Genomic DNA, 21525 nt, shown 5'->3' with positions numbered 1-21525 from the left:
CCGGACGTCGCGGACCTGCGCGTCCTTCTCGAACACCCGCAAGGAGTCGCTGCTTTGCAGGCAGCCGTCACGGTCACGCCCGCCCGCATCCCCGACCTGCTGCTCGGCCTGGCCACGGTCCGGCCGGTCTTCATCTGGGGCGCCCCCGGCATCGGGAAGTCCTCCCTCGTGCGGAACTTCGCCGAGTCGCTGGGTCTGGAGTGCGTGAGCCTGCTGGGCACCCAGCTCGCCCCCGAGGACCTCATCGGCGTCCCGCAGATCCGCGACGGCCGCTCGGTGTTCTGCCCGCCGGAGGCCATCGCCCGGGACGAGCCGTACTGCCTGTTCCTGGACGAGCTCAACGCGGCCACGCCGGACGTGCAGAAGGCGTTCTACTCGCTGATCCTGGACCGCCGCATCGGCAGCTACGAGCTGCCCGAGGGCTCGATCGTCATCGGCGCCGGCAACCGCGCCACCGACAACGCGCTCGCCCGGCCCCTCGCCTCCGCGCTGGTCAACCGGCTCACCCACGTCCATCTGGAGGCCTCAGCGAAGGACTGGCTGGCCTGGGCCGGCGGCAACGGCATCCACCCGTGGGTCGTGGACCACCTCACCGACCGGCCCGACCACCTGTGGTCCAAGCCGCCGAAGACGGAGGAGCCGTTCTCCACGCCCCGCTCCTGGCACATGCTCTCCGACGCCCTGCACTCCTTCGGCCGGGACCTCGACGAGGAGACGCTGCGGGTCCTCGCGCACGGCACACTCACGCCCGCCCACGCCCAGGCCTTCTGCGGCTACGTCAAGATCGTGCGCAGCCGCTACGGCATCGAGGCGATCATCAAGGGCGACGCCCGCTGGCCCAACCGCCCGGAGGACCGCGACCTGCTCTACTACCTCGCCGACTCCTTCCGCGGCCGTCTGGTCAAGGAACTGCCCGTCAGCAAGGAGCACATGTCGGCCAACGGCCGGCAGACCGCCTACCGCGCCAAGTCGCTGCTGGTGCAGCTCGCCGAGATCTCCGTCGAGGTCGCCCAGACCGTCATCGCCTCCGACGCCGACGGCAACCCCGTGCTGCCCTCCTGGTTCCTCGTCGAGGCGGCCAGGGACATGCCCCGGCTGGTGGAGGCGCGGCGGTGAGCCGCGCCCACGGCAAGGACCAGCGCAAGAAGAAGCGGGACCTCGCGGGGGAGGCGTTCGCCGAGGGCATGCGGCTGATGCGGGCCAACCCCGCCCTCGCGGCCGTGGAGTTCGACGTCTGCCGCCAGGAGGAGTGCCGCTTCGCGCCGCGCGACGGGCTCGTCGCCGTCGACTCCGACGGCGACCTGCACGTCCACCCGGACCGGCTCGCCGAGCCCGCCGCCTGGTCCTGGGCGCTCGCCCACGCCGTGCTGCACCTGGGCTTCGGGCACGTCCCCGCGGTCAAGGGCGAGCGCGTCCAGCCCGACCGCTTCGACCTCGCCGCCCGCTGCGTCGTCGTCAACCGCTTCCTGCTCGGCTTCACCGTCGGCGAGACTCCTGAACACCTGCCCGCCGCCTACCCGGACGGCGACGAGGAGCAGCTCGCCGCCCGCTGGCGGCGCGACGGACTGCCCCCGGTCTACGAGCGCTGCGGCACGGCCGGCGGCGAGCCCGACCAGGTGCTGGTGCCGTGGACGGGCTGGTCGCGGCCGCCCGACTGGCAGTTGGCCTTCGCCACCGCCCTGACCCGGACGGTGTCCGCCGCGATGGACATGGCGGGCGGGCGCCGCGACAGCCTGGACGGCGAGACGCCAGCTCAGCGCCCCTGGCAGCGGGCGCTGAGCTGGTTCATCTCCTCCTACCCGCTGCTCGGCGGCATCGCGGCCGGCATCAAGCTGGTCGCCGACGCCGAACTCGCCCGCGCCCACGGCATCGCGGTCGCCGCGGTCGACGCCGAGGCGGGCGAGATCTACATCAACCCCCTGCGCGGTTTCGAGGACGAGGAGTGGCGGTTCGTCCTCGCCCACGAGATGCTGCACGCCGCCCTGCGCCACGGCGACCGCTGCGGCACCCGCGACCCCTACCTGTTCAACGTCGCCTGCGACTACGTCGTCAACGGCTGGCTGACCGAGATGGAGGTCGGCACCATGCCGGAGGGACTGCTGTACGACCCGCAGCTCGCCGGCCTGTCCGCCGAGGAGGTCTACGACCGCGTCGCCGGCGACTTGCGTCGGCGGCGCCGCCTGGCCACCCTGCGCGGCAAGGGGGTGGGGGACATCCTCGGCGGTCCGCTCGGCTCGCCCCGGGACTACGTCGACCTCGACGCGTTCTACCGCCGCGGCCTCGCCCAGGGCCTGGACCTGCACCAGCGGCAGGAGCGCGGTTTCCTGCCCGGCGGGCTGGTCGAGGAGATCCGGGCGCTGAGCCACCCGCCGCTGCCCTGGGACGCGCGCCTGGCCCGCTGGTTCGACGAGTTCGTGCCCCGCCCCGAACCCGTCCGTTCCTACGCCCGGCCCTCGCGGCGCCAGGCGTCCACGCCCGGCATCCCGCGCGCCGGGCGGTACTTCCCGCCCGAGGAGATCGCCCGCTGCACCTTCGGCGTGGTCCTGGACACCTCCGGCTCCATGGACCGCGTCCTGCTCGGCAAGGCGCTGGGCGCGATCGCCTCGTACGCCGAGGCACGTGACGTCCCCGCCGCCCGGGTCGTGTTCTGCGACGCGGCCCCGCACGACGCGGGCTATCTGCCCGTGACGGAGATCGCCGGGCGGGTCCGGGTGCACGGCCGCGGCGGCACCGTCCTGCAGCCCGGCGTCGACCTGCTGCACCGCGCGGACGACTTCCCGCCCGGCGCGCCCGTCCTGGTCATCACCGACGGCTGGTGCGACACCCTGCGGGTGCGGCGCGAGCACGCCTACCTGATCCCGGCCGGAGCGCGGCTGCCGTTCAGCGCCAGAGGACCGGTCTTCCGCGTGAGTTGAGCCGGAGTGTGATCGGATGGGGTGAGGAACCCCGAACGACCGGGTTCCGGATACTCATCGAAAGGATGCGTCATGGCAGCCACGCGCTCCGCCCACACCGTGTGGGAAGGCAACCTCTTCAAGGGCAACGGTGTCGTCACCTTCGACTCCTCGGGCATCCTCACCGAGCAGCCGGTCTCCTGGGCGGCCCGTACCGAGGAGCCGGGCGGGAAGACCAGCCCGGAGGAGCTGATCGCCGCGGCCCACTCCAGCTGCTTCTCGATGGCCTTCTCCAACATCCTCGACAAGGCCGGCACCCCGCCGACCAAGCTGGTGACCTCGGCGGACGTCACCTTCCAGCCGGGTGAGGGCATCACCGGCATCCACCTCACCGTCGAGGGCACCGTCCCGGGCATGGACGAGGAGGCCTTCCTCGCCGCCGCGGAGGAGGCCAAGGTCGGCTGCCCGGTCAGCCAGGCCCTGAAGGCCACGCCCATCACCCTGACCGCCAAGCTCGCCTGACCCGATCCACCGGCGTCACACGGGCCCGCCCTCGGGGGCACGGCCCGTGTGCCGCCCGTGGCCCGGTGCGGCGCGGGCCGGGCCGGGTCGACCTGGCGGGTTCGCCCGGCGGGCGTCGCCGGTTCGCCGCGCGGGGCCGGGGTGGAGAACCAGTCGCTTCGCCACCGACGGGCCGGAAGGAACGCGATGCCGCCGGGAACGTCCACCAGCGCTCGGTGCATCTCCCACCCGTCCGCGGGCGTCAACGCACTCCGACTGGACCTCGCCTTCGGCGTCGAGGCCTACGTCGACGAACTGCCCTTCGTCGTCCCCCTCCCGCCCCCGCGCTCGCTCTCCCGGAGTCCCCGGCCATGACGCCACGCCCCGCCGTCTCCGCCCACCGGGGCGGCTCCGAGCGCGCCGGCGCCGCCACCTGGGAGGCGTACCGGGACGCGCTGGAGTCCGGCGCCGAGTACGTCGAGTTCGACGTCCGGCGCACGGGCGACGGTGTCCTCGTCGTCCACCACGATCCCCGGGTCGGCCCCGCCGGGCCGCCGCTGTCCGCGCTCACCCACGCCGAGCTGAGCGAGCGGGCCGGATATGACGTGCCCGTGGTCGAGGAGGTCATGGCGCTGATCGCCGGGAAGCTGGTGGCACACCTGGACCTGAAGGAGGTGGGCTACGAGCGGGAGGTGCTCGACCGGGCGGTCGCCCTGCTGGGCGAGGACGGCCTCGTCGTGACGACCCTGGAGGACCGTTCCGTCGCCGCCGTCGCCCGGTCCCACCCCCGGGTGCGCACCGCCCTGTCCCTGGGCCGTGACCGCAGCGAGCTGGCCCTGGCCCGGCTGCCCGGGACCCGGCTGAGCGAACTGTTCCCGGCCCGCCGCATCCGGGCCTGCGGCGCCCACGGCGTCGCCGTGCACCAGCGGCTGGCCAGGGCGAACGTACTGCGCGAGGCGGCCCGGCGCGGCCTGTTCACCATGGTGTGGACGGTCAACGACGACACCCTCATGCGCGCCTTCCTCGCCCACCCGCGCGTCGACGTGCTCGTCACCGACCGGCCCCGGCGCGCGGTGGCGCTGCGCGGGCCGATCAGCCCCACGCGGCATTGACAACGGCGCACTCAAGTTTTGTGCTGGAGAGTGTGGCGGAGCGCCCTGGCGGAAGGGGACAGCGATGGGACGTGCGGTCGGGATCGACCTCGGAACCACGAACTCGGTGGTCGCCGTGCTGGAGGGCGGTGAGCCCACCGTCATCGCCAACGCGGAGGGGGCCAGGACCACGCCCTCGGTCGTGGCGTTCGCCAAGAACGGCGAGGTGCTGGTCGGCGAGGTCGCCAAGCGGCAGGCCGTGACGAACGTGGAGCGCACGGCCCGCTCGGTCAAGCGGTACATGGGCGACGCGCAGTGGCGCTTCCCCGGGCAGGGCGACATCGACGGAACCCGTTACCGCGCGCAGGAGCTGTCCGCGCGGGTGCTGCAGAAGCTGAAGCGCGACGCCGAGTCCTACCTCGGCGAGGATGTCACCGACGCGGTGATCACCGTCCCCGCGTACTTCGACGACTCCCAGCGGCAGGCGACCAAGGAGGCCGGGGAGATCGCGGGCCTGAAGGTCCTGCGGATCATCAACGAGCCGACGGCCGCGGCCCTCGCCTACGGCCTGGACAAGGAGAACGACCAGACGGTCCTCGTCTTCGACCTGGGCGGCGGCACCTTCGACGTCTCGCTGCTGGAGATGGGCGAGGGCGTCATCGAGGTGAAGGCCACCAACGGCGACACGCACCTGGGCGGCGACGACTGGGACCAGCGCGTCGTCGAGCACCTGATCAAGCGCTTCAAGGGGCAGTACGGCGTCGACCTGGCCAAGGACAAGATGGCCGTGCAGCGGCTGCGCGAGGGTGCCGAGAAGGCGAAGATCGAGCTGTCCAGCTCCACCGAGACGACGATCAACCTGCCGTACATCACGGCCTCCGCCGAGGGGCCGCTGCACCTGGACGAGAAGCTGACCCGGGCCCAGTTCCAGGAGCTCACCGAGGACCTCCTCGACCGCTGCAAGGCCCCGTTCCACCAGGCGGTCCGGGATGCCGGCGTGCAGCTCTCGGCGATCGACCACGTCATCCTCGTCGGTGGCTCGACCCGCATGCCCGCCGTGACCGACCTCGTGAAGGAGCTGACCGGCAAGGACCCGCACAAGGGCGTCAACCCCGACGAGGTCGTGGCCCTCGGGGCCGCGCTCCAGGCGGGCGTCCTGCGCGGCGACGTCAAGGACGTGCTGCTGCTCGACGTCACCCCGCTGTCCCTGGGCATCGAGACCAAGGGCGGCATCATGACGAAGCTGATCGAGCGCAACACCACCATCCCCACCCGGCGTTCGGAGATCTTCACCACCGCCGCCGACAACCAGCCCTCGGTCGGCATCCAGGTCTACCAGGGCGAACGCGAGATCGCCGCCTACAACAAGAAGCTCGGCGTCTTCGACCTCACCGGACTGCCGCCGGCCCCGCGCGGCGTCCCGCAGATCGAGGTCGCCTTCGACATCGACGCCAACGGCATCATGCACGTGTCCGCCAAGGACATGGCCACCGGCCGCGAACAGAAGATGACCGTCACCGGCGGCTCGGCCCTGCCCAAGGACGACATCGACCGCATGATGCGCGAGGCCGAGCAGTACGCCGAGGAGGACCGCAAACGCCGCGAGGCCGCCGAGACCCGCAACCAGGCCGAGCAACTCGTCTACCAGACCGAGAAGTTCCTCCGCGACAACGCCGACAAGGTCCCGGCCGACACCACGGCGGAGGTCGAGGCCGCCGTCGCCGCCCTCAAGGCACGACTCGACCGGCAGGCGGACACCGCCGACCTGCGCACCGGCGTCGAGGAACTCGCCGCGGTCAGCCAGAAGATGGGCCAGGCGATGTACGCCCGGTCCCAGCCCCAGCAGGCACCCACGGAGGACACCCCCACCCCGCCACAGGACGAGGAGGGCGTGGTCGACGCGGAGATCGTGGACGACGAGCAGGACCGCCGTGACGAGAAGGGCGGCGCCGCCTGAGGCGGGTCCGCGCAGTCCCTCCCGCCCCGCGACGCCCCTAGCGCTCCGGGGCGGTGGGCGGCAGGGTCGCGCACACCGCGTCCAGCACGGTCGCGTACGGCGTGCCGAAATCGGTGAGGCGGACGCGGAGCAGGTCCAGGCCGTCGTGGTGGTCCGCCAGGAGCTGGGTGTCGCCGGTGCGGGCCGCGCACTCCAGGACCGCCGGGAGGAAGTCCGGCGGTTCCTCACCGGTGGTCTCCAGGCCGTGCGACCGGTACAGCTCCTCGGAGGGCGTGGGGGCCGCCTCGCGCCACGCGCTGAGATACAGGCTGTGGTCCGGCTCCGCCTCGAAGACCTCGACGTAGTGCGCCGCCAGCTCGCGCGGCGGGGTCAGCGCCGCGTGGTCGGCGAACTCCCGCAGCTGCGGGGCGGCTTCGCGCAGCAGCGGCAGCCGGGTGCGGAAGTCGTCGTCGGGGAACATCAGGCACAGCGCGGCCGCCTGGTACAGCACCTCGAATCCGGGCATCGGATCTCCTTCGCGTGCGCTCCCTGGGCTGCCCCGTGATGCCGACGCTAGGGGCGGGCCGGGGGGCGCACCTGCCGGCGGCGCCCGTACGGGTCAGTACCCGTGCCATGACGTCGGGCGGGGAGCGACCTGGGACGGGATCGGGCAGCCGCCTCAGAAGCTGTCGCGGTACCGCCGCAGCAGCGCCTGGGTGCGCTGCGTGGAGCCGGCGCGGGCGGTCATGTGGTCCAGGACCTCCAGGTGCGCCGAGACCTCCTTGCGGGAGTCGAGGTACAGCGCGCCGGTCAGGTACTCGGTGAACACCATGTCGGGCAGCTCGGGCTCGGCGAAGCGGAACAGCGAGAACGGCGCGTACGTCCCCGGATGCGGACCGTCCGCGAACTCGGCGACCTGGAGTGTGACGCGGTCCCGCGCGGCGTACTCCAGCAGCTTGTCCAGCTGGTCGCGCATCACCCGCCCGTCGATGCTCACCGGGCGGCGCAGCACCGTCTCGTCCATGATCACCCACAGGTGCGGCGGGTCGGCGCGCTCCAGCAGCCGCTGCCGCTCCATCCGCAGCGACACGTGCCGCTCCACCGCCTCGGCACCGGCGTTCGCGATGGTGCCGGTCTCCAGCACGGCACGCGCGTATCCCTCGGTCTGCAGCAGGCCCGGCACGAAGTGCGGCTCGTAGGACCGGATGATCCGGGCGGCGCCCTCCAGGCTCACGTACAGGCTGAACCACTCGGGCAGCACGTCGTGGAACCGCTGCCACCAGCCGGGCCGGTTCGCCTCCTCGGCGAGTTCGACGAACGCGCTCACCTCGTCCTCGGCGACTCCGTACGCGGTCAGCAGGATCTGCACGTACGGGATCTTCAGCGCGACGTCGGCGGTCTCCATCCGCCGGACCGTCGCCGGGGCGACGCGCAGCACCCGCGCGGCCTCCTCACGGCTGAGGCCCGCCGCCTCGCGCAGCTCCTGCAGCCGTCTGCCCAGCACCACCTGGCCCACGGTGGGTGCGGCCCGCCGTTCACTCACGCCACGCCTCCCCAACGTGCCACGTCCGCGATCAGTGTGGCACGCCCGGCCGTCCGCATCACAGGCCCGACGGCGAGGAGATCGCGGAGCAGGGGCGCGCGGCGGCATTACCCCACGGGTAATCGACCGGCCGCCGCCCGCGCGGGATCGTGAGCACACCGGGTCCCGGGCCGGCGCACTCCGGCCCGGGACCCGGCCCCGGCCGCACCACCCGCCCGGCCGCACACCAGCCGCCCGGACGAGCCCACACGTGCCGGCCCGGTCGGGCACCGCAACCGACGGAGGATGACGCCCCATGTCCACGACCCAGCTCGCCGCGCTCGCCCGGACCATCGAGCCGCAGTCCGCGCTGCGCCGCTTCCTGGCCCTGGACGCCGTCGTGACCGGCGCCAACGCGCTCGCCTACCTCGCCCTGTCCGGCCCGCTGGGACGGTTCCTCGGGGCCGACGCGACGCTGCTGCTCGCGCTGGGCGCCTTCCTCGCCGTGTACGCGACCGGCGTGGGCCTGCTGGCCGCCCGCCGCCGGCCGCCGGCGCCCGGTGTGCGGGCGGTCGTCGAGGCCAACCTCGCCTGGACGGTGCTGAGCCTGGTGGCCCTGGCGCTGTGGCTCTCGCCGAGCACGGCGGGCGCCGTGTGGACGGTCCTCCAGGCGCTGACCGTGGCCGGCTTCGCCGTGCTCCAGCACCTCGCCCTGAAAGCCCGTCAGGAAATCGACTGCTGAAGGTACTTGGCGGTCGCCGGGTCGGCCGGGAGCAGCGTCTCCACGGCCAGCTCGGCGACGGTCACGTCCATCGGCGTGTTGAACGTGGAGATCGAGGAGATGAACGACAGGGTCCGCCCTCCGTGCTCGATCCGCAGCGGCAGCGCGAAGTACGGCACCGGCTCGTCGGGGTCGTCGGCCGGGTCCTCGTCCGGCACCGGATACGCCGCGACCTCCTCGTACAGCGCTCGCAGCGGCTCAAAGCGGTGCAGCGCGATCTGCCGTTCCATCTGCTCCAGCAGATGCCCGCGCCAGGCGCGCAGGTTCCGGATCCGGGGTGCGAGGCCCTCTGGGTGCAGCGCCAGCCGCATCGCGTTCAGCGGCGGCTCCAGCAGGGCCGGCGAGACGCCGTCGACCAGCGCCGTGACCCCGCGGTTGGCCGCCACCACGTCGTAGCGCGCGTCCACCACCAGCGCCGGATACGGCTCGTACCCGCCGATCAGCCGCTCGATGCCCTCGCGCAGCGGGCCCAGTGCCGGGTCGTCCAGCGGGGTCTTTGGGTAGCGCGGGGCGTAACCGGCCGCCAGCAGCAGCGCGTTGCGCTCCCGCACGGGGACGTCCAGGTGCTCGGCCAGCCGCAGCACCATCTCCTCGCTGGGCCGGGACCGGCCCGTCTCGACGAAGCTGATGTGGCGGGCCGAGGAGTCCGCGCGCAGGGCCAGCTCCAGCTGGCTGACCCGCCGCTGCTCCCGCCAGGCCCGCAGCAGGGGACCGACGCCCCGCTGCGCGGTGGACGGGTGAGTGGTCATGCCGGGACCGTATCCGAGAACCGGCCGCGGCGGACAGGGCGCGGCGCTCTGACCAGGGTCTCGGACGTCGCGTTGTGGCAGGCTGAGAGGCGACGAGGACACCCGCAGCGAGGGAAGGAGCACAGCCCATGCCCGTCGAACCGCTGTCGCGCCAGGAGATCGAGGGCCGGCTGGCCGAACTGCCCGGCTGGTCCCTCGACGGGGACCGCCTCACCCGCTCCTACCGGCTCGGCTCGCACTTCGCCGCGACGGCGATGGTCGTCCACATCGCCCAGGTCCAGGAGGAACTGGACCACCACTCCGACCTCACGCTCGGCTACCGCACCGTCGCCCTGTCCGTGCACACGCACAGCGCGGGCGGCGCCGTCACCGAGAAGGACTTCGAGCTCGCCCGCAGGGTGGAGGACCTGGCCCCCGGACACGGGGCACACTGACCGCGTGCTCGACTACGACAAGGAAGCGGAGCGGTACGACGCCTCCCGCGGCGGCGAGCCCCGGGCGGCGGCCGCCGCCGACGCGGTGCTCGGGCTCGTACCGCGCCAGGCGCGCGGCCTGCTCGACGTCGCCTGCGGCACCGGCATCGTGACCCGGCGGTTCGCGGCCGCGCGCCCCGGCATGCGGGTGACCGGCGTCGACCTCACCCCCGCGATGGTCCGCCAGGCCGCCGCCCGGCTGCCCGGTGCCGTCGTCCGCGCCGACAGCCGCCGACTGCCCTTCCGGGACGGGCAGTTCGACGCCGTCTGCACCGTGTGGCTGCTGCACCTGGCCGCCGGGCCCGCCGACGTGCGGGCCATCGTCGGCGAGTGCGCCCGGGTGCTGCGCCCCGGCGGTGTGTACGTCACGACGGTCGACAAGGCCGCCTCCCACAACGTGGGCAGCGACATCGATGTCGTCCTGTCCCCCCGGCCGCCCAGCCCGGTTCGCGACGCGGCGGCGGACGTCGAGGCCCATGCCGCCGCCCACGGCCTGGTCCCGGCCGGGCGGGCCCGGTTCACCGGACACGGCCAGGGCCGCAGCCCGCGCCGCACGATCGCCGACCTGCGCCGGGGCTGGTTCGTCACCCTGCCGCCGGGCGAGCCCCTCGCGGAGGAGTTCGCCCGGCGGCTGGCGCGCCTGCCCGACCAGGACCGGCCGCGCCCCGATCCGGTGTTCAGCCTGCGGGCGTTCCACAAGCCCGGGTGAAGTCCCTGACCCGGCCGGTCAGCCAGTTCGCCCCGGGGTCCGCCGGGAACGCCCGCTCCCGGCGGGCCGACGTCGTGGAGACGACTGTGAACGCCTCGGGCCGGCAGAACGCGTGCCGGTCTCGGCGCGCGCCCTCCCGGGGGAGGTCCGTCAGGTCACCGTGCAGCTCTGGTCGCCCAGTCGGAACGCGGTCGGTTTCGTGTTCGTCCCCGACCAGCTCGCCGTGAAGCCGAAGCTCACCGACGCGCCCTTCGCCACCGTGCCGTTCCAGCCGACGTTCCTCGCCGTCACCGCCGCGCCCGACTGCGCCGCCTCCGCGTTCCACGCCTGGCCCAGCTTCTGGCCGTCGGCGAAGGACCACGTGAGGGACCAGCCGGTCCAGGGGCCGGTGCCGGTGTTGGTGAGCTGCACCTCGCCCTGGAAGCCGCCCGACCACTGGCTCGTCACCTTGTACGTCACCGCGCAGGCGCCGGTGGGCGTGGGGCCGGGGCCCGGGTCCGTCGTCCCGCCGCCGGAGGTGTCGCCGTAGATGACGCCGCGGCCGTTCGTGGAGACGTAGACACGGCCGTAGACCCGCGGGTCGCCCGTGATCGCCGCGCCCGTCCAGCCCCACTGGTGGGCGTCGTCGTTGACGCGGGTCCAGCTGGCGCCCTTGTCCGTGGAGCGGAAGATGCCGCGCACCCCGCCGATCTTCGCGCTGGTGTAGAGCGTCTGGTAGGAGGCGCCGGGCGCGGCCTTGCCGAAGCCGACGGTGTCGGCCTGCTCGACGCCGGGCAGCCTGGTGAAGCTCGCCCCGCCGTCCGTGGAGTGCCACAGGCCGTACGCGCCGTCCGCCGCGCCGCCCGCCAGCCACACGTCCCCCTTCCCGCCCGGCAGCGCCTTGAAGCGGACGCTGTCACCGCTGGGCAGCCCGGTGGCCGGGGACGCCTCGAACGTCGCCCCACCGTCCTTACTGATGTAGAACTTCCCCGACTTGAAGCCGTAGAAGGTCTTGGCGTCGACCCGGTCCGACTCGACGATCGCCCCGGCCGGGATGCCGCTCGACGCCTGCCACGAGGTGCCGAAGCCGGTGGTGTGGTGCACGCCGGCGCCGTTGGGGCTCCACACGAACCGGCCGCCGTCCGCGGCCGACGCGACCGTGCCACCGCCGCTCACGCCCGACGGGTCGGTCCCCGCGAACCAGTTGGCCCCGTTGTCCGTCGAGAACGCGATGTGCGGGCCGGTGTCCAGGTTGCCCACGCGGACCACGGTGTCCGGGTTCGACTCGGCGAAGTCCAGGCTGGTGGTCGTGGTGAAGTTCGGCTGGGTGAACATCATCGGCGGGACCTTCGTCAGGTCCGTGTGCCGGAAGCCGCCGATGTCACCGAGCGCGCTCAGCAGCGGGGCTCCGGACGGGGGAGAGGCGAGGTCGTTGACCGCCGTCTCCTCCAGCCCGCGCACCATCGGCTTGACGGTGAACTTGCCGCCGCTGTCCCAGTTGCCGAGGTTCTCCGTGCCGTAGATCGTCGCACCCGTGCCGTACATCATGCGGTTCGAGTCGAACGGGTCGATCTCCAGCGCCTCGGTCATCCAGCCCAGCTTCGGTGTCTGCTCGGGCGGCTGCGGGTTCGCGCCCCAGGTCAGCCACGGCGACGACGAGACGTCCATGGTGTAGCGGTTCTCGCGGTTCGGGTACGACGTGTAGTCCCACGCCCTGGTCCAGGTGGCGCCGCTGTCCGTGGAGCGGAAGATCTGCGTGTCCGGCCACCAGGCGCTGTACGCGGTCGCCATCACCGTGCCCGGTTTCTGCCGGTCCACGGTCAGCCCGCTGAAGCCGTGGAAGGTGTCGGCCTCGGCCACCGGGCTGATGTCCGTCCAGGTGCCCGTCCCCGTCGCGTAGCGCCACACCTGGCCCTTGCCGCCGTCGTACGGGCCGCCCTTGTCGCTGTACGCGAGGTAGAGGTGGCCGTTCTTCGCGTCGAGGACGCCCTTGTGGGCCAGGTACCCGGTCGGCTGGCCCGCGAGCCGCTGCCAGGTCGCGCCCGCGTCCGTCGACCGGTACACCGCGTTGTCCTTGTCGGCGACTCCGACGTAGACGGTCTTCGTGGCGCTCCCGGCCGTGCCCGTGGACTCGTCGAAGGTGACCCACACGATGCCCTGGTTGTCGGACGCGTAGCCGGACGTGTCGCTCGGATCCTGGACGTAGTCGCCCACGTTGGGGAAGTTCGTCACCTGCGACCAGGTCACCCCGGAGTCCGTCGACCGCCACAGCCCCTTGCCGCTGGGCGCGCCCAGGTACAGCACGCTGTTGCGGTGCGGGTCGACGGCCAGCCGCTCGCCCATGCCCCGCCCCGGCATGTTGCCGCCCAGCTTGAACGGCAGGTCCGTCTTCTGCCAGCTCGCCCCGCGGTTCGCGGAGCGCATGATCGCGCCGTTCTTCGGATCCCAGCCGTTGGTGTACGTCCCGACCGCCGCGTACACGCGGTTCGGGTCGACGGAGTCGGAGGCGATGCTGACGACGCCCGTGTGCCCCCAGTCGTCCCAGCCGACCGAGTCCAGCAGCGGCGTCCAGGACTTCGAGGACTCCTGCCAGCGGTAGGCACCGCCGATGTCCGTACGGGCGTAGGCCAGGTTCTTCTCCGTGCGGTTGAAGACGATCCCGGGGACGAAGCCGCCCCCGTCGATCCGGGCGTTCTTCCACGTGTAGGTGTCGGCGGCGAGCCTCGGCTTCGGCGGGTCGGCGGCCAGCGCGGTGGGGGCGCCGCCCGACAGCAGCCCGGCCGCCAGCGCCAGCACGGCCGTGAGGATGCGGGTTCTTCGCACGGCGGGGTTCCTTCCGGTGAGGGGGAACGTGCGAGAGCCGGGCGGCTCCAGTGCGGGTGGAGCCGCCCGGCTGGGGTGGCCCCGCGTCAGGTGCGGGGCCGCGTACGCGGAGCTTCGGGCGCCGCTTCGGGGGCGCGGGGGCTGCATCGGTGTGCGGCTCCGCCGCGCGGGCGCGACCAGCCACAACGGACCCGCAGCCGACCACGGACCCACCCGCGGAGCGCCCGGCGGGGGCTATTCGAGAAGCTCCGCGTACGAGCCCATGGCCAGGGCGATGTCCGCCTGGGCCCAGAACCGGTGGTACGTGAACGACGGCACGGCCCCGCCCGCCAGATAGGCCTCGATCTTCGACCACGCGGGGTCGTCCTCGTAGAAGGACCGGATCGAGTCGAACGTCGACGACGCGTTGATCGCGTCACCGTTCGGCATCGTGCCCGTCCAGCCGCTCGGAACGTGCACCGGGTCGTCGAACCGGTTGTAGTCGGCCCGGCTCTCCGGGACGGCGATCCCCAGCGCGTCCTGGTGGTTGTCCCACATGCCGTCCAGCAGCTTCTTCGCGGCCGCCGCGGCCTCGGAGTCACCCGAGCGGTCGGCGTAGTACGTCAGCGTCTTGGCGTACGCGGCCGCCACCCCGACGTCGTTGGTGTAGTCGACCACGCTGACGTGCAGCCCGCTGTTGGAACCGGGGCTCGACGCGTTCCAGGTGTCGGGCTGGCCCGACCACTGCAGCGTCGACGGGATGCGGAACGTGCCGTCCGGGTTGAACGTGGTCTTGGACAGCGCCCAGTCGACCCACTTGTCGAGGACCGTCTTGGCCTGCGCGTTGCCCGTCTGCTGGTACAGCTCGGCCACGCGCTCCATGGACCACGCCTGGAAGCCGAACCACTGGTTGGACGGCGGGTCGTGGTAGACCGGCTTCTCGTCGTAGTACATGCCGTAGAACGTCGACTTGCCCGCCGGCGGGGTCGCGTAGCGGCCCGCCCAGCTGTTGGTCGCGCCGCCCGCGATGGCTCCCTCGTCCGACTGCAGCCAGCGGTAGAACTCCAGTTGCCGGTCCAGGGACTTGGCCCAGTCCGCCGCGCCCGTCGCCGACTTGGGCTTCAGCGGGGCGTAGTTGGCGAGCGCGTACGCCGCCAGCGGGTTCTGGTAGCCGCCGTGGGCGTGGCTGGAGCCGATGCGCCAGGCCCAGCCGGCGCTGGTGTCGGTGGCTCCGCCCCAGGCGTAGTACCAGGACATCAGGTAGAAGGAGGCGTCCTTGCCGGTGCCCGCCGGGCAGGTGGTGGGACCGACGCAGTTGCCGACCTTCTTGAAGTACTTGTCGAACATGGAGTAGCGCAGGTAGTCGCCCATCTTGGCCGCCTTGGCGACCGTCGCGGAGACCTGCCCGCCCTTGCCCTGCTCCTTGGCCCACAGGTCCGCCCAGTAGGCGGCCTGCACGGCCCGGGCGTCGGCGTCCGGCGCGTTGGTGAACTTCCACTGCTTGGCGTAGGAGGCGTCACCGGTGAACAGGTCCAGGAAGCCGTTCTTGCCGCCGTACTTGAAGGCGTCGCAGGTCGGCTGCGGCACCGTCTCCCACACCGACTCCTGCGCGCCGCGCTGGAAGGTGTTGATGTACGACGGGCCGGTGTCCGACGGGCCCGCCTCGCACTTGCCGGGCGCGTTGCCGAAGCCGTAGACGTTGTCCACGTCCTGCAGCCAGTGCATGCCGTAGACGTCGTCCGTGCCGTACGCGCTCTTCAGCTCGGCCGCGATCGGGTCCGGGCCGACCGGGACGCCGGAGTCGAGCTTGGCCGGGTACTCGGCGGGGGTGTCCAGCTCGGGCGCGTAGGTCGCCGGCTTGGAGGCGTTGTAGAAGGAGTTGGTCGGCTGGTCGGCCTTGGTGGGGATCATGTACTTCTCCATGAGGTCCCACGCGCCGTTGAACTTCGACCAGTCGCCCGTCACCTTGCCGTACATGGCCTGCAGCCACAGCAGGTAGCTGTACGCCTCCGAGGTGGTCTCGTGGCCGTGGTCCGGCGCCTCGACGATCAGCGTCTCGACCGAGTGGTACGGGATGCCCTCGGGGGAGAAGTAGCCGTTCGCCGGGTTGGTGATCTTCCCGTAGAGCTCCAGGAAGCGGGCCTCGTACGCCTTCGTCGCGCCCAGCTGCGTCACCGTGACGGCGGCCTTGGCGTGGCCCGGCGCCGTCGACTCGAACACGGCCGATCCGGAACCGGAGTTCGCGGCGGTGACCGTCACCTTCTGCGCGGTGTTCCAGTTCTGCGGCGTGAAGGTGAGGGAGGCACCGGACGAGACCGACAGGTTCGTGTTGCCGCTCGCGCGGGCCGAGGACACGGTCACGTTGGCGGCGGGCTGCTTGGACAGCTTCACCTCGTACGTGCCCGACGTGCCGGACCGCACGCCCAGTTGGAGCGGTGAGGCGACCACGGCCGGGCCGGAGGCGACGGTGATGCCGACCGGGGTGGAACTGGCCGAGGCGCCCAGGCTGTCGTACGCCTTCGCCACCAGGGAATGACTGCCCACGGTCAAGTTGGAGACCGAGAGCGCGTAGGGCGCGCTGGTGTCCGTGCCGAGCAGCGTGGTGTCGTCGTAGAACTCCACCTTGCCGATCGTGGCGTTGTCCGCCGCGGCGGCCGTGGCGGCCAGCGGAACGGCCTCGCCCTGGGTGTAGACGGCTCCGGCGGCCGGGCTGGTCAGCACCGCGATCGGCGGCTGGTGCGCGCCGGTGCAGGGGGTGCCGTTGACCGAGAAGGACGTCGGCGCGGTGTTGGTGCCGCTGTAGCCGAACTGGGCGCCGGTGGAGACGGCGGCGCCCGCCGCGACCCGGGCGTTGTGCGCGGCGTTCTTCACGGTGATGTTCTGCCCGGACTGCGACCAGCTGCCGTTCCAGCCGTTGGCAAGTTTCTGGTTGCCGGAGTAGGCGTAGGTCAGCGTCCAGCCGTCGATGGCGTCCGTGCCGCGGTTGGTGAGGGTCAGGTCCACCGTGAACCCGGAACCCCAGTCGTTCGTCTTGTAGTCGACGCTGCACTGGAGCGGCGCCGCCTGAGCGGGCGTCGACCCCGAGGAGAGCATCGTCAGCGGAAGCGCCAGAGCGGCGAGGGCGGCGGTCCACAGGCGCCGCACGGCTCTGCGTCTGAGGGGTGGGGGATGCATGGTGCTGGTCCTCCTTGCGGCTCGGAGAAGTCAAGGCCTGAACCAGTGGGAGCGCTCCCATAGTGAGGACGGGCCAAGGGGCGGTCAAGGTCCGTGAAGAGTCGAAAAGATTCGACGACACCGGTTGCGGGAAAGTCGGCGACTCCCCTGTTCCTTGCCGGCACTTGGCGCTACCTTCCTTGACACCAGTGGGAGCGATTCCATCAGTCGACGCGTCCGTCACGGCGGGCCCGACCTGCAAGGAGTCGCTCATGCGACACCTCTCGCGTTCAGTACTTGTAGCCGCCGCCCGCGCGGCCGCGCCCTGCTGCGCGTGCGCCGGTGCCGGGGTCCTCGTGTCCTTTCGGAGCGCGCCCTGAACGGCCGACACCCCCCAGCGAAAGGGACACCCGCACTCATGAGCCGTACCAGAACAGCGTTACTGGCCGCCATGGCCCTGGTCGCCGGCGCGACCGGCACCGCGTTCGCCGTCGACCCCGGCGGCCCCGGCACCGCCGCCGTCCCCTGCACCGTCGACTACAAGATCCAGAACCAGTGGAGCACCGGCTTCACCGCCGCCGTCACCCTCACCAACAACAGCGCCGCCAAGTCCTCCTGGTCGCTGAAGTGGTCCTACGCCGGCAACCAGAAGGTCGCCAGCGGCTGGAACGCCAAGATCAGCCAGAGCGGCGCCGACGTGACCGCGGCCAACGAGAGCTACAACGCCCAGCTGGCGACCGGAGCCTCGGTGAGCTTCGGCTTCCAGGGCAGCTACAGCGGCAGCAACGCGATCCCGGCCACCTTCACCCTCGACGGCGTGACCTGCAACGTCGACGACGGCGGCTCCGGCGGCCCCACGGATCCGCCGGACCCGGGCGGCCCCGCCAACCGGGTGAACAACCCCTACGAGGGCGCCAAGGTGTACGTGAACCCGCAGTGGTCCGCCAAGGCCGCGGCCGAGCCGGGCGGCAGCCGCATCGCCAACCAGCCGACGGGCGTCTGGCTGGACCGGATCGCCGCGATCAACGGGGCCAACGGCAGCATGGGCCTGCGCGCCCACCTCGACGAGGCGCTGCGCCAGAAGGGCTCCGGCGAGCTCGTCGTCCAGCTCGTCATCTACAACCTGCCCGGCCGCGACTGCGCCGCGCTCGCCTCCAACGGCGAGCTGAAGCCCGACGAGATCGGCCGTTACAAGACCGAGTACATCGACCCGATCAAGGCGATCCTCGCGGACTCGAAGTACGCCTCGCTGCGGATCGTCACGACCATCGAGATCGACTCGCTGCCCAACCTCGTCACCAACACCGGCAGCCGTCCCACCGCCACCCCGCAGTGCGACGTGATGAAGGCCAACGGCAACTACCAGAAGGGCGTCGGCTACGCCCTGAACAAGCTCGGCGACGTGCCCAACGTCTACAACTACGTCGACGCCGGCCACCACGGCTGGATCGGCTGGGACGACAACTTCGCCCCCAGCGCGGCCTTGTTCAAGGAGGCGGCGACCACGGAGGGCGCCACCGTCAACGACGTCCACGGCTTCATCACCAACACGGCGAACTACAGCGCCCTGAAGGAGAACAACTTCTCCGTCAACGACAACGTGGCCGGCAAGTCCGTCCGCGAGTCGAAGTGGGTCGACTGGAACCGCTACGTCGACGAGCTGTCCTTCGCCCAGGCCTTCCGCAACCAGCTGGTCTCGGTCGGCTTCCCGTCCGGCATCGGCATGCTGATCGACACCTCCCGCAACGGCTGGGGCGGCACGGCCCGGCCCAGCGGCCCCGGCGCGCAGACCTCCGTCGACACCTACGTCGACGGCGGCCGCTACGACCGCCGCATCCACATCGGCAACTGGTGCAACCAGTCCGGAGCCGGCCTCGGCGAGCGCCCGCAGGCCAACCCGGCCGCCGGCATCGACGCCTACGTGTGGATGAAGCCGCCGGGCGAGTCGGACGGCGCCAGCAAGGAGATCGCGAACGACGAGGGCAAGGGCTTCGACCGGATGTGCGACCCCACGTACACCGGCAACCCGCGCAACGGCAACAACCCGTCCGGTGCCCTGCCGGACGCGCCGCTGTCCGGGCACTGGTTCTCCGCCCAGTTCCGGCAACTGATGCAGAACGCGTACCCGCCGCTGTCGTGAGCGGCTGACACCCCGTCCCCACGGGTCCGCCGGGGCCTTGCGCCCCGGCGGATCGGTGCGCGGGATTTTGCGGGAGCGGCAACAACGGTGGTCCTCTCGCGGTGCGCCGGCGCACGCTGGCCGCATCCGAGCGAGAGGCTGACCACCATGGCGCACGACCACCACGACACCGCACACGAGCACCGGCACGACCAGGGGCACGGCCACGGGCAGGGTCACCACGGCCACACGGACATCGACTGGGCCGGGATGGGCCCGATGCTGGAGTCCTCGGCGGAACTGTTCGCGTCCCTGTACGAGCGGGCCCTGGGATGGCTGGCGCAGGAGGTGACCGAGCCGGGGCTGATCGTCGACGCGGGCAGCGGGCCGGGCGTGGTGGCGTGCCTGTTCGCGGAGACGTTCCCGGGCGCGCGGATCGTCGCGGTGGACGGCGCCGAGCCGCTGCTGGAACGGGCCCGGGCCCGGGCCGAGCGGCAGGGGGTCGCCGACCGGTTCGGCACGATCGCCGGGGAACTCCCGGACGCGCTCGGCGAACTGGACTACCCGGCCGACCTGCTCTGGGCCGGCCGCAGCCTGCACCACCTCGGCGACCAGCGCGCCGCGCTCGCCGCGTTCGCGCGGCGGCTCGCGCCCGGCGGCACGCTGGCCGTCATGGAGGGCGGGCTGCCCCCGCGCTACCTGCCGCGCGACATCGGCATCGGCCGGCCCGGCCTCCAGGCGCGGATCGACGCGGTCGAGGCGGAGTGGTTCACGCGGATGCGCCAGGAACTGCCGGGCCATGTCGCGGAGACGGAGGACTGGCCCGCCCTGCTGGCCGCCGCCGGCCTCAAGCCCACCCGGTCGCACACGTTTCTGCTGGACCTGCCCGCACCCGCCTCGGACCGTGCGCGCGCCTATGTGATCGCGTCCCTGTCGCACATGAGGGACCGGCTCGCGCAGGCCCTGGACGCCGAGGACATCGCGACCCTCGACCGCCTCCTCGACCCCGGCGACGAGGCGAGCCTGCACCGCCGCCCGGACGTGTTCGTGCTGGAGGCGCACACCGTGCACACGGCGGTCCGGACGGTCTGACGCGCGCGGGGTCTTGACTTCGAGAGCGCTTGAACTGATGGACTCCCGGCATCGCTCATCCGACCGCATCGCAGGGGGAACACCATGTCCGAGTCTCAGGTCGCGCTCATCACCGGCGGCGGCAGCGGTATCGGCGCCGCCGTCGCACGGCGGTTGCTGGACGCCGGGTACCGGGTCGCCGTCACCGGGCGCGGAGAGGAACGGCTGCGGGCCTTCGCCGAGGAGCTCGGGCGGCCCGAGGAACTGCTGACGATCGCCGGGGACACCGCCGTGTACGACGACGTGCGGTCCGCGGTGGAGACCACCCTGGAGGAGTTCGGCCGGCTGGACACGGTCGTCGCCAACGCCGGCTTCGCCACCCACGACTCGGTCGCCGAGGGCGACCCGGCCGGCTGGACCGACATGGTGCTGACCAACGTCCTCGGCCCGGCCCTGCTGATCAGGGCATCCATCGACGCCCTGAAGGAGACGCGCGGGCGGATCGTGCTCGTCGGCAGCGTCGCCGGGTTCGTGTACACGCCGGGCAACATCTACGGCGCGACGAAGTGGGCCGTGACCGGGCTCGCCGAGAACACCCGGCGGCAGGTGACCGAATGGGGCGTGGGCGTGACCCTGATCGCGCCCGGCCGTACCGAGACGCCCTTCTGGGACACCTACGGCAGCCTCCCGCCCGGTCACCTCCTCACCGCCGGCCAGATCGCGGACTCGGTGGTCTGGGCGATGCGCCAGCCCGCCGGCGTCGACGTCAACACGGTGGTCGTACGGCCGGTGGGGCAGCCGGTCTAGCGGGCAGGCCCGGAAACGGCGGCGGCCCCGGTCCGCGGCCGCCAGGGCTTGGGGACCGGGGCGCCGGTGACGCGGTTCAGGAGCCGTTGAACTCGGCCGGGTCGGGGCCCAGGCGCCGGTCCTCGTTCAGGGCGCTGATGGCCGCCAGGTCCTCGTCGTCCAGGCTGAAGTCGAAGACCTCGATGTTCTCCCTGATCCGCGAGGGCGTCACGGACTTCGGGATCACCACGTTGCCCAGCTGGAGGTGCCAGCGCAGTACGACCTGCGCGGGCGTGCGGCCGTGCTTGCGGGCGATGGCCACGATCGCCGGGACCTCCAGCAGGCCCTTGCCCTGGCCGAGCGGCGACCAGGCCTCCGTGGCGATGCCCTGCTCCGCGTGGTACTCACGGGCGTCGTGCTGCTGCAGGTGCGGGTGCAGCTCGATCTGGTTCACCGCGGGGACGACCGAGGTCTCGCCGATCAGCTTCTCCAGGTGCTCGGGCAGGAAGTTGGAGACTCCGATGGCCCGGATCCGGCCGTCGGCGTGCAGCTTCTCGAACGCCTTGTAGGTGTCGACGTACAGACCCCGCTCCGGCGTCGGCCAGTGGATCAGGTACAGGTCGACGTAGTCCAGGCCGAGCTTTTGAAGCGACGTGTCGAAGGCGCGCAGCGTGGAGTCGTACCCCTGGTCGGCGTTCCAGAGCTTCGTGGTGACGAAGAGCTCCTCGCGGGGGAGACCGGAGGCGGCGACGGCCTTGCCGGTGCCCTCCTCGTTGCCGTAGATCGCCGCTGTGTCGATGCTGCGGTACCCGGCCTCCAGCGCCGTCGTGACGGCCGCCTCGGCCTCGTCGTCCGGCACCTGCCAGACGCCGAAGCCCAGCTGGGGCATCTCGACGCCGTTGTTCAGGATGATCGGGGGGACCTTGCTCACGAGCTCTCGATCCTTCGGTTCGTGGTCA

17 protein-coding genes are annotated in these 21525 nt (G+C 72.1%); 11 read left to right on the top strand and 6 right to left on the bottom strand.

The window, feature by feature from the left end; genetic code table 11:
- The first annotated feature begins 54 nt into the window (after positions 1-54).
- The 5 genes from RIN80_RS04685 to dnaK all read left to right on the top strand — a co-directional run bounded on the left by RIN80_RS04685 (position 55) and on the right by dnaK (position 6443).
- Positions 55-1116: a MoxR family ATPase gene (locus RIN80_RS04685; RefSeq protein ID WP_309094193.1), complete on the top strand. Its 1062-nt coding sequence runs from the start codon at positions 55-57 to the stop codon at positions 1114-1116.
- A 68-nt stretch (positions 1117-1184) separates the two neighbouring features.
- On the top strand, positions 1185-2915 hold the full coding sequence (locus RIN80_RS04680) for a hypothetical protein (RefSeq protein ID WP_375141615.1): 1731 nt from the start codon (positions 1185-1187) through the stop codon (positions 2913-2915).
- 72 nt (positions 2916-2987) lie between these two features.
- Positions 2988-3416 (top strand): OsmC family peroxiredoxin, encoded by a 429-nt coding sequence (locus RIN80_RS04675; RefSeq protein ID WP_309094191.1) that lies wholly within the window; start codon positions 2988-2990, stop codon positions 3414-3416.
- A 350-nt stretch (positions 3417-3766) separates the two neighbouring features.
- Complete coding sequence (locus RIN80_RS04670; protein WP_309094190.1) at positions 3767-4507, top strand: glycerophosphodiester phosphodiesterase family protein; 741 nt, start codon at positions 3767-3769, stop codon at positions 4505-4507.
- Positions 4508-4571: 64 nt separating this feature from the next.
- Positions 4572-6443: a molecular chaperone DnaK gene (gene dnaK / locus RIN80_RS04665; RefSeq protein WP_309094189.1), complete on the top strand. Its 1872-nt coding sequence runs from the start codon at positions 4572-4574 to the stop codon at positions 6441-6443.
- Positions 6444-6480: 37 nt separating this feature from the next.
- Here the strand turns inward: dnaK and RIN80_RS04660 are convergent, their stop codons facing one another.
- Both RIN80_RS04660 and RIN80_RS04655 read right to left on the bottom strand, forming a co-directional pair.
- Positions 6481-6948, bottom strand: coding sequence for a molecular chaperone TorD family protein (locus tag RIN80_RS04660; RefSeq protein WP_309094188.1), 468 nt, complete (start codon positions 6946-6948; stop codon positions 6481-6483).
- 153 nt (positions 6949-7101) lie between these two features.
- Positions 7102-7965, bottom strand: coding sequence for a helix-turn-helix transcriptional regulator (locus RIN80_RS04655; protein ID WP_309094187.1), 864 nt, complete (start codon positions 7963-7965; stop codon positions 7102-7104).
- 295 nt (positions 7966-8260) lie between these two features.
- Between RIN80_RS04655 and RIN80_RS04650 the strand changes: the two genes are divergently transcribed.
- Entirely contained in the window at positions 8261-8686 is a 426-nt protein-coding gene (locus tag RIN80_RS04650) for a hypothetical protein (protein WP_309094186.1), read from the top strand.
- Here the strand turns inward: RIN80_RS04650 and RIN80_RS04645 are convergent.
- The gene (locus RIN80_RS04645) at positions 8668-9474 is read right to left on the bottom strand and encodes a helix-turn-helix transcriptional regulator (protein ID WP_309094185.1); all 807 of its coding nucleotides are present in this window, start codon (positions 9472-9474) and stop codon (positions 8668-8670) included. The genes RIN80_RS04650 and RIN80_RS04645 overlap by 19 nt on opposite strands.
- A gap of 128 nt (positions 9475-9602) precedes the next feature.
- Here RIN80_RS04645 and RIN80_RS04640 point away from each other — a divergent pair, with 128 nt between their 5' ends.
- Positions 9603-9908: a 4a-hydroxytetrahydrobiopterin dehydratase gene (locus tag RIN80_RS04640; protein WP_309094184.1), complete on the top strand. Its 306-nt coding sequence runs from the start codon at positions 9603-9605 to the stop codon at positions 9906-9908.
- A 4-nt stretch (positions 9909-9912) separates the two neighbouring features.
- On the top strand, positions 9913-10656 hold the full coding sequence (locus tag RIN80_RS04635; protein ID WP_309094183.1) for a class I SAM-dependent methyltransferase: 744 nt from the start codon (positions 9913-9915) through the stop codon (positions 10654-10656).
- A gap of 150 nt (positions 10657-10806) precedes the next feature.
- Here the strand turns inward: RIN80_RS04635 and RIN80_RS04630 are convergent, their stop codons facing one another.
- Complete coding sequence (locus tag RIN80_RS04630; RefSeq protein WP_309094182.1) at positions 10807-13458, bottom strand: cellulose binding domain-containing protein; 2652 nt, start codon at positions 13456-13458, stop codon at positions 10807-10809.
- 234 nt (positions 13459-13692) lie between these two features.
- The gene (locus tag RIN80_RS04625; RefSeq protein ID WP_309094181.1) at positions 13693-16611 is read right to left on the bottom strand and encodes a glycoside hydrolase family 48 protein; all 2919 of its coding nucleotides are present in this window, start codon (positions 16609-16611) and stop codon (positions 13693-13695) included.
- A gap of 397 nt (positions 16612-17008) precedes the next feature.
- On the opposite strand from RIN80_RS04625, the gene RIN80_RS04620 reads away from it, so the two are divergent.
- From RIN80_RS04620 to RIN80_RS04610, 3 genes are all read left to right on the top strand, one after another.
- Entirely contained in the window at positions 17009-18730 is a 1722-nt protein-coding gene (locus RIN80_RS04620; protein WP_309094180.1) for a glycoside hydrolase family 6 protein, read from the top strand.
- A 147-nt stretch (positions 18731-18877) separates the two neighbouring features.
- Positions 18878-19801 (top strand): class I SAM-dependent methyltransferase, encoded by a 924-nt coding sequence (locus tag RIN80_RS04615; protein ID WP_309094179.1) that lies wholly within the window; start codon positions 18878-18880, stop codon positions 19799-19801.
- Positions 19802-19885: 84 nt separating this feature from the next.
- Positions 19886-20587 carry an SDR family oxidoreductase gene (locus RIN80_RS04610; protein WP_309094178.1) on the top strand — a complete coding sequence of 234 codons (702 nt, stop codon included), beginning with the start codon at positions 19886-19888 and terminating at the stop codon, positions 20585-20587.
- A gap of 76 nt (positions 20588-20663) precedes the next feature.
- Here RIN80_RS04610 and RIN80_RS04605 read toward each other — a convergent pair whose 3' ends face one another.
- Positions 20664-21455, bottom strand: a complete 792-nt coding sequence (locus tag RIN80_RS04605) for an aldo/keto reductase (RefSeq protein ID WP_309094219.1) — start codon at positions 21453-21455, stop codon at positions 20664-20666.
- Positions 21456-21525: the final 70 nt, after the last annotated feature.

It is taken from the genome of Streptomyces sp., from assembly GCF_031181705.1.
In the GTDB taxonomy this organism is placed as follows: Bacteria; Actinomycetota; Actinomycetes; order Streptomycetales; family Streptomycetaceae; genus Streptomyces.
This window is presented reverse-complemented; position numbering and strand designations above follow the sequence as displayed.

Excerpts from the sequence above, each read along its gene's own strand:
- RIN80_RS04680 (WP_375141615.1), top strand. The coding sequence starts at position 1,185 with ATGCGGCTGATGCGGGCCAACCCCGCCCTCGCGGCCGTGGAGTTCGAC.
- RIN80_RS04675 (WP_309094191.1), top strand. The coding sequence starts at position 2,988 with ATGGCAGCCACGCGCTCCGCCCACACCGTGTGGGAAGGCAACCTCTTC.
- RIN80_RS04670 (WP_309094190.1), top strand. The coding sequence starts at position 3,767 with ATGACGCCACGCCCCGCCGTCTCCGCCCACCGGGGCGGCTCCGAGCGC.
- dnaK (WP_309094189.1), top strand. The coding sequence starts at position 4,572 with ATGGGACGTGCGGTCGGGATCGACCTCGGAACCACGAACTCGGTGGTC.
- RIN80_RS04660 (WP_309094188.1), bottom strand. The coding sequence starts at position 6,948 with ATGCCCGGATTCGAGGTGCTGTACCAGGCGGCCGCGCTGTGCCTGATG.
- RIN80_RS04650 (WP_309094186.1), top strand. The coding sequence starts at position 8,261 with ATGTCCACGACCCAGCTCGCCGCGCTCGCCCGGACCATCGAGCCGCAG.
- RIN80_RS04645 (WP_309094185.1), bottom strand. The coding sequence starts at position 9,474 with ATGACCACTCACCCGTCCACCGCGCAGCGGGGCGTCGGTCCCCTGCTG.
- RIN80_RS04640 (WP_309094184.1), top strand. The coding sequence starts at position 9,603 with ATGCCCGTCGAACCGCTGTCGCGCCAGGAGATCGAGGGCCGGCTGGCC.
- RIN80_RS04625 (WP_309094181.1), bottom strand. The coding sequence starts at position 16,611 with ATGCATCCCCCACCCCTCAGACGCAGAGCCGTGCGGCGCCTGTGGACC.
- RIN80_RS04620 (WP_309094180.1), top strand. The coding sequence starts at position 17,009 with ATGAGCCGTACCAGAACAGCGTTACTGGCCGCCATGGCCCTGGTCGCC.
- RIN80_RS04615 (WP_309094179.1), top strand. The coding sequence starts at position 18,878 with ATGGCGCACGACCACCACGACACCGCACACGAGCACCGGCACGACCAG.
- RIN80_RS04610 (WP_309094178.1), top strand. The coding sequence starts at position 19,886 with ATGTCCGAGTCTCAGGTCGCGCTCATCACCGGCGGCGGCAGCGGTATC.
- RIN80_RS04605 (WP_309094219.1), bottom strand. The coding sequence starts at position 21,455 with ATGCCCCAGCTGGGCTTCGGCGTCTGGCAGGTGCCGGACGACGAGGCC.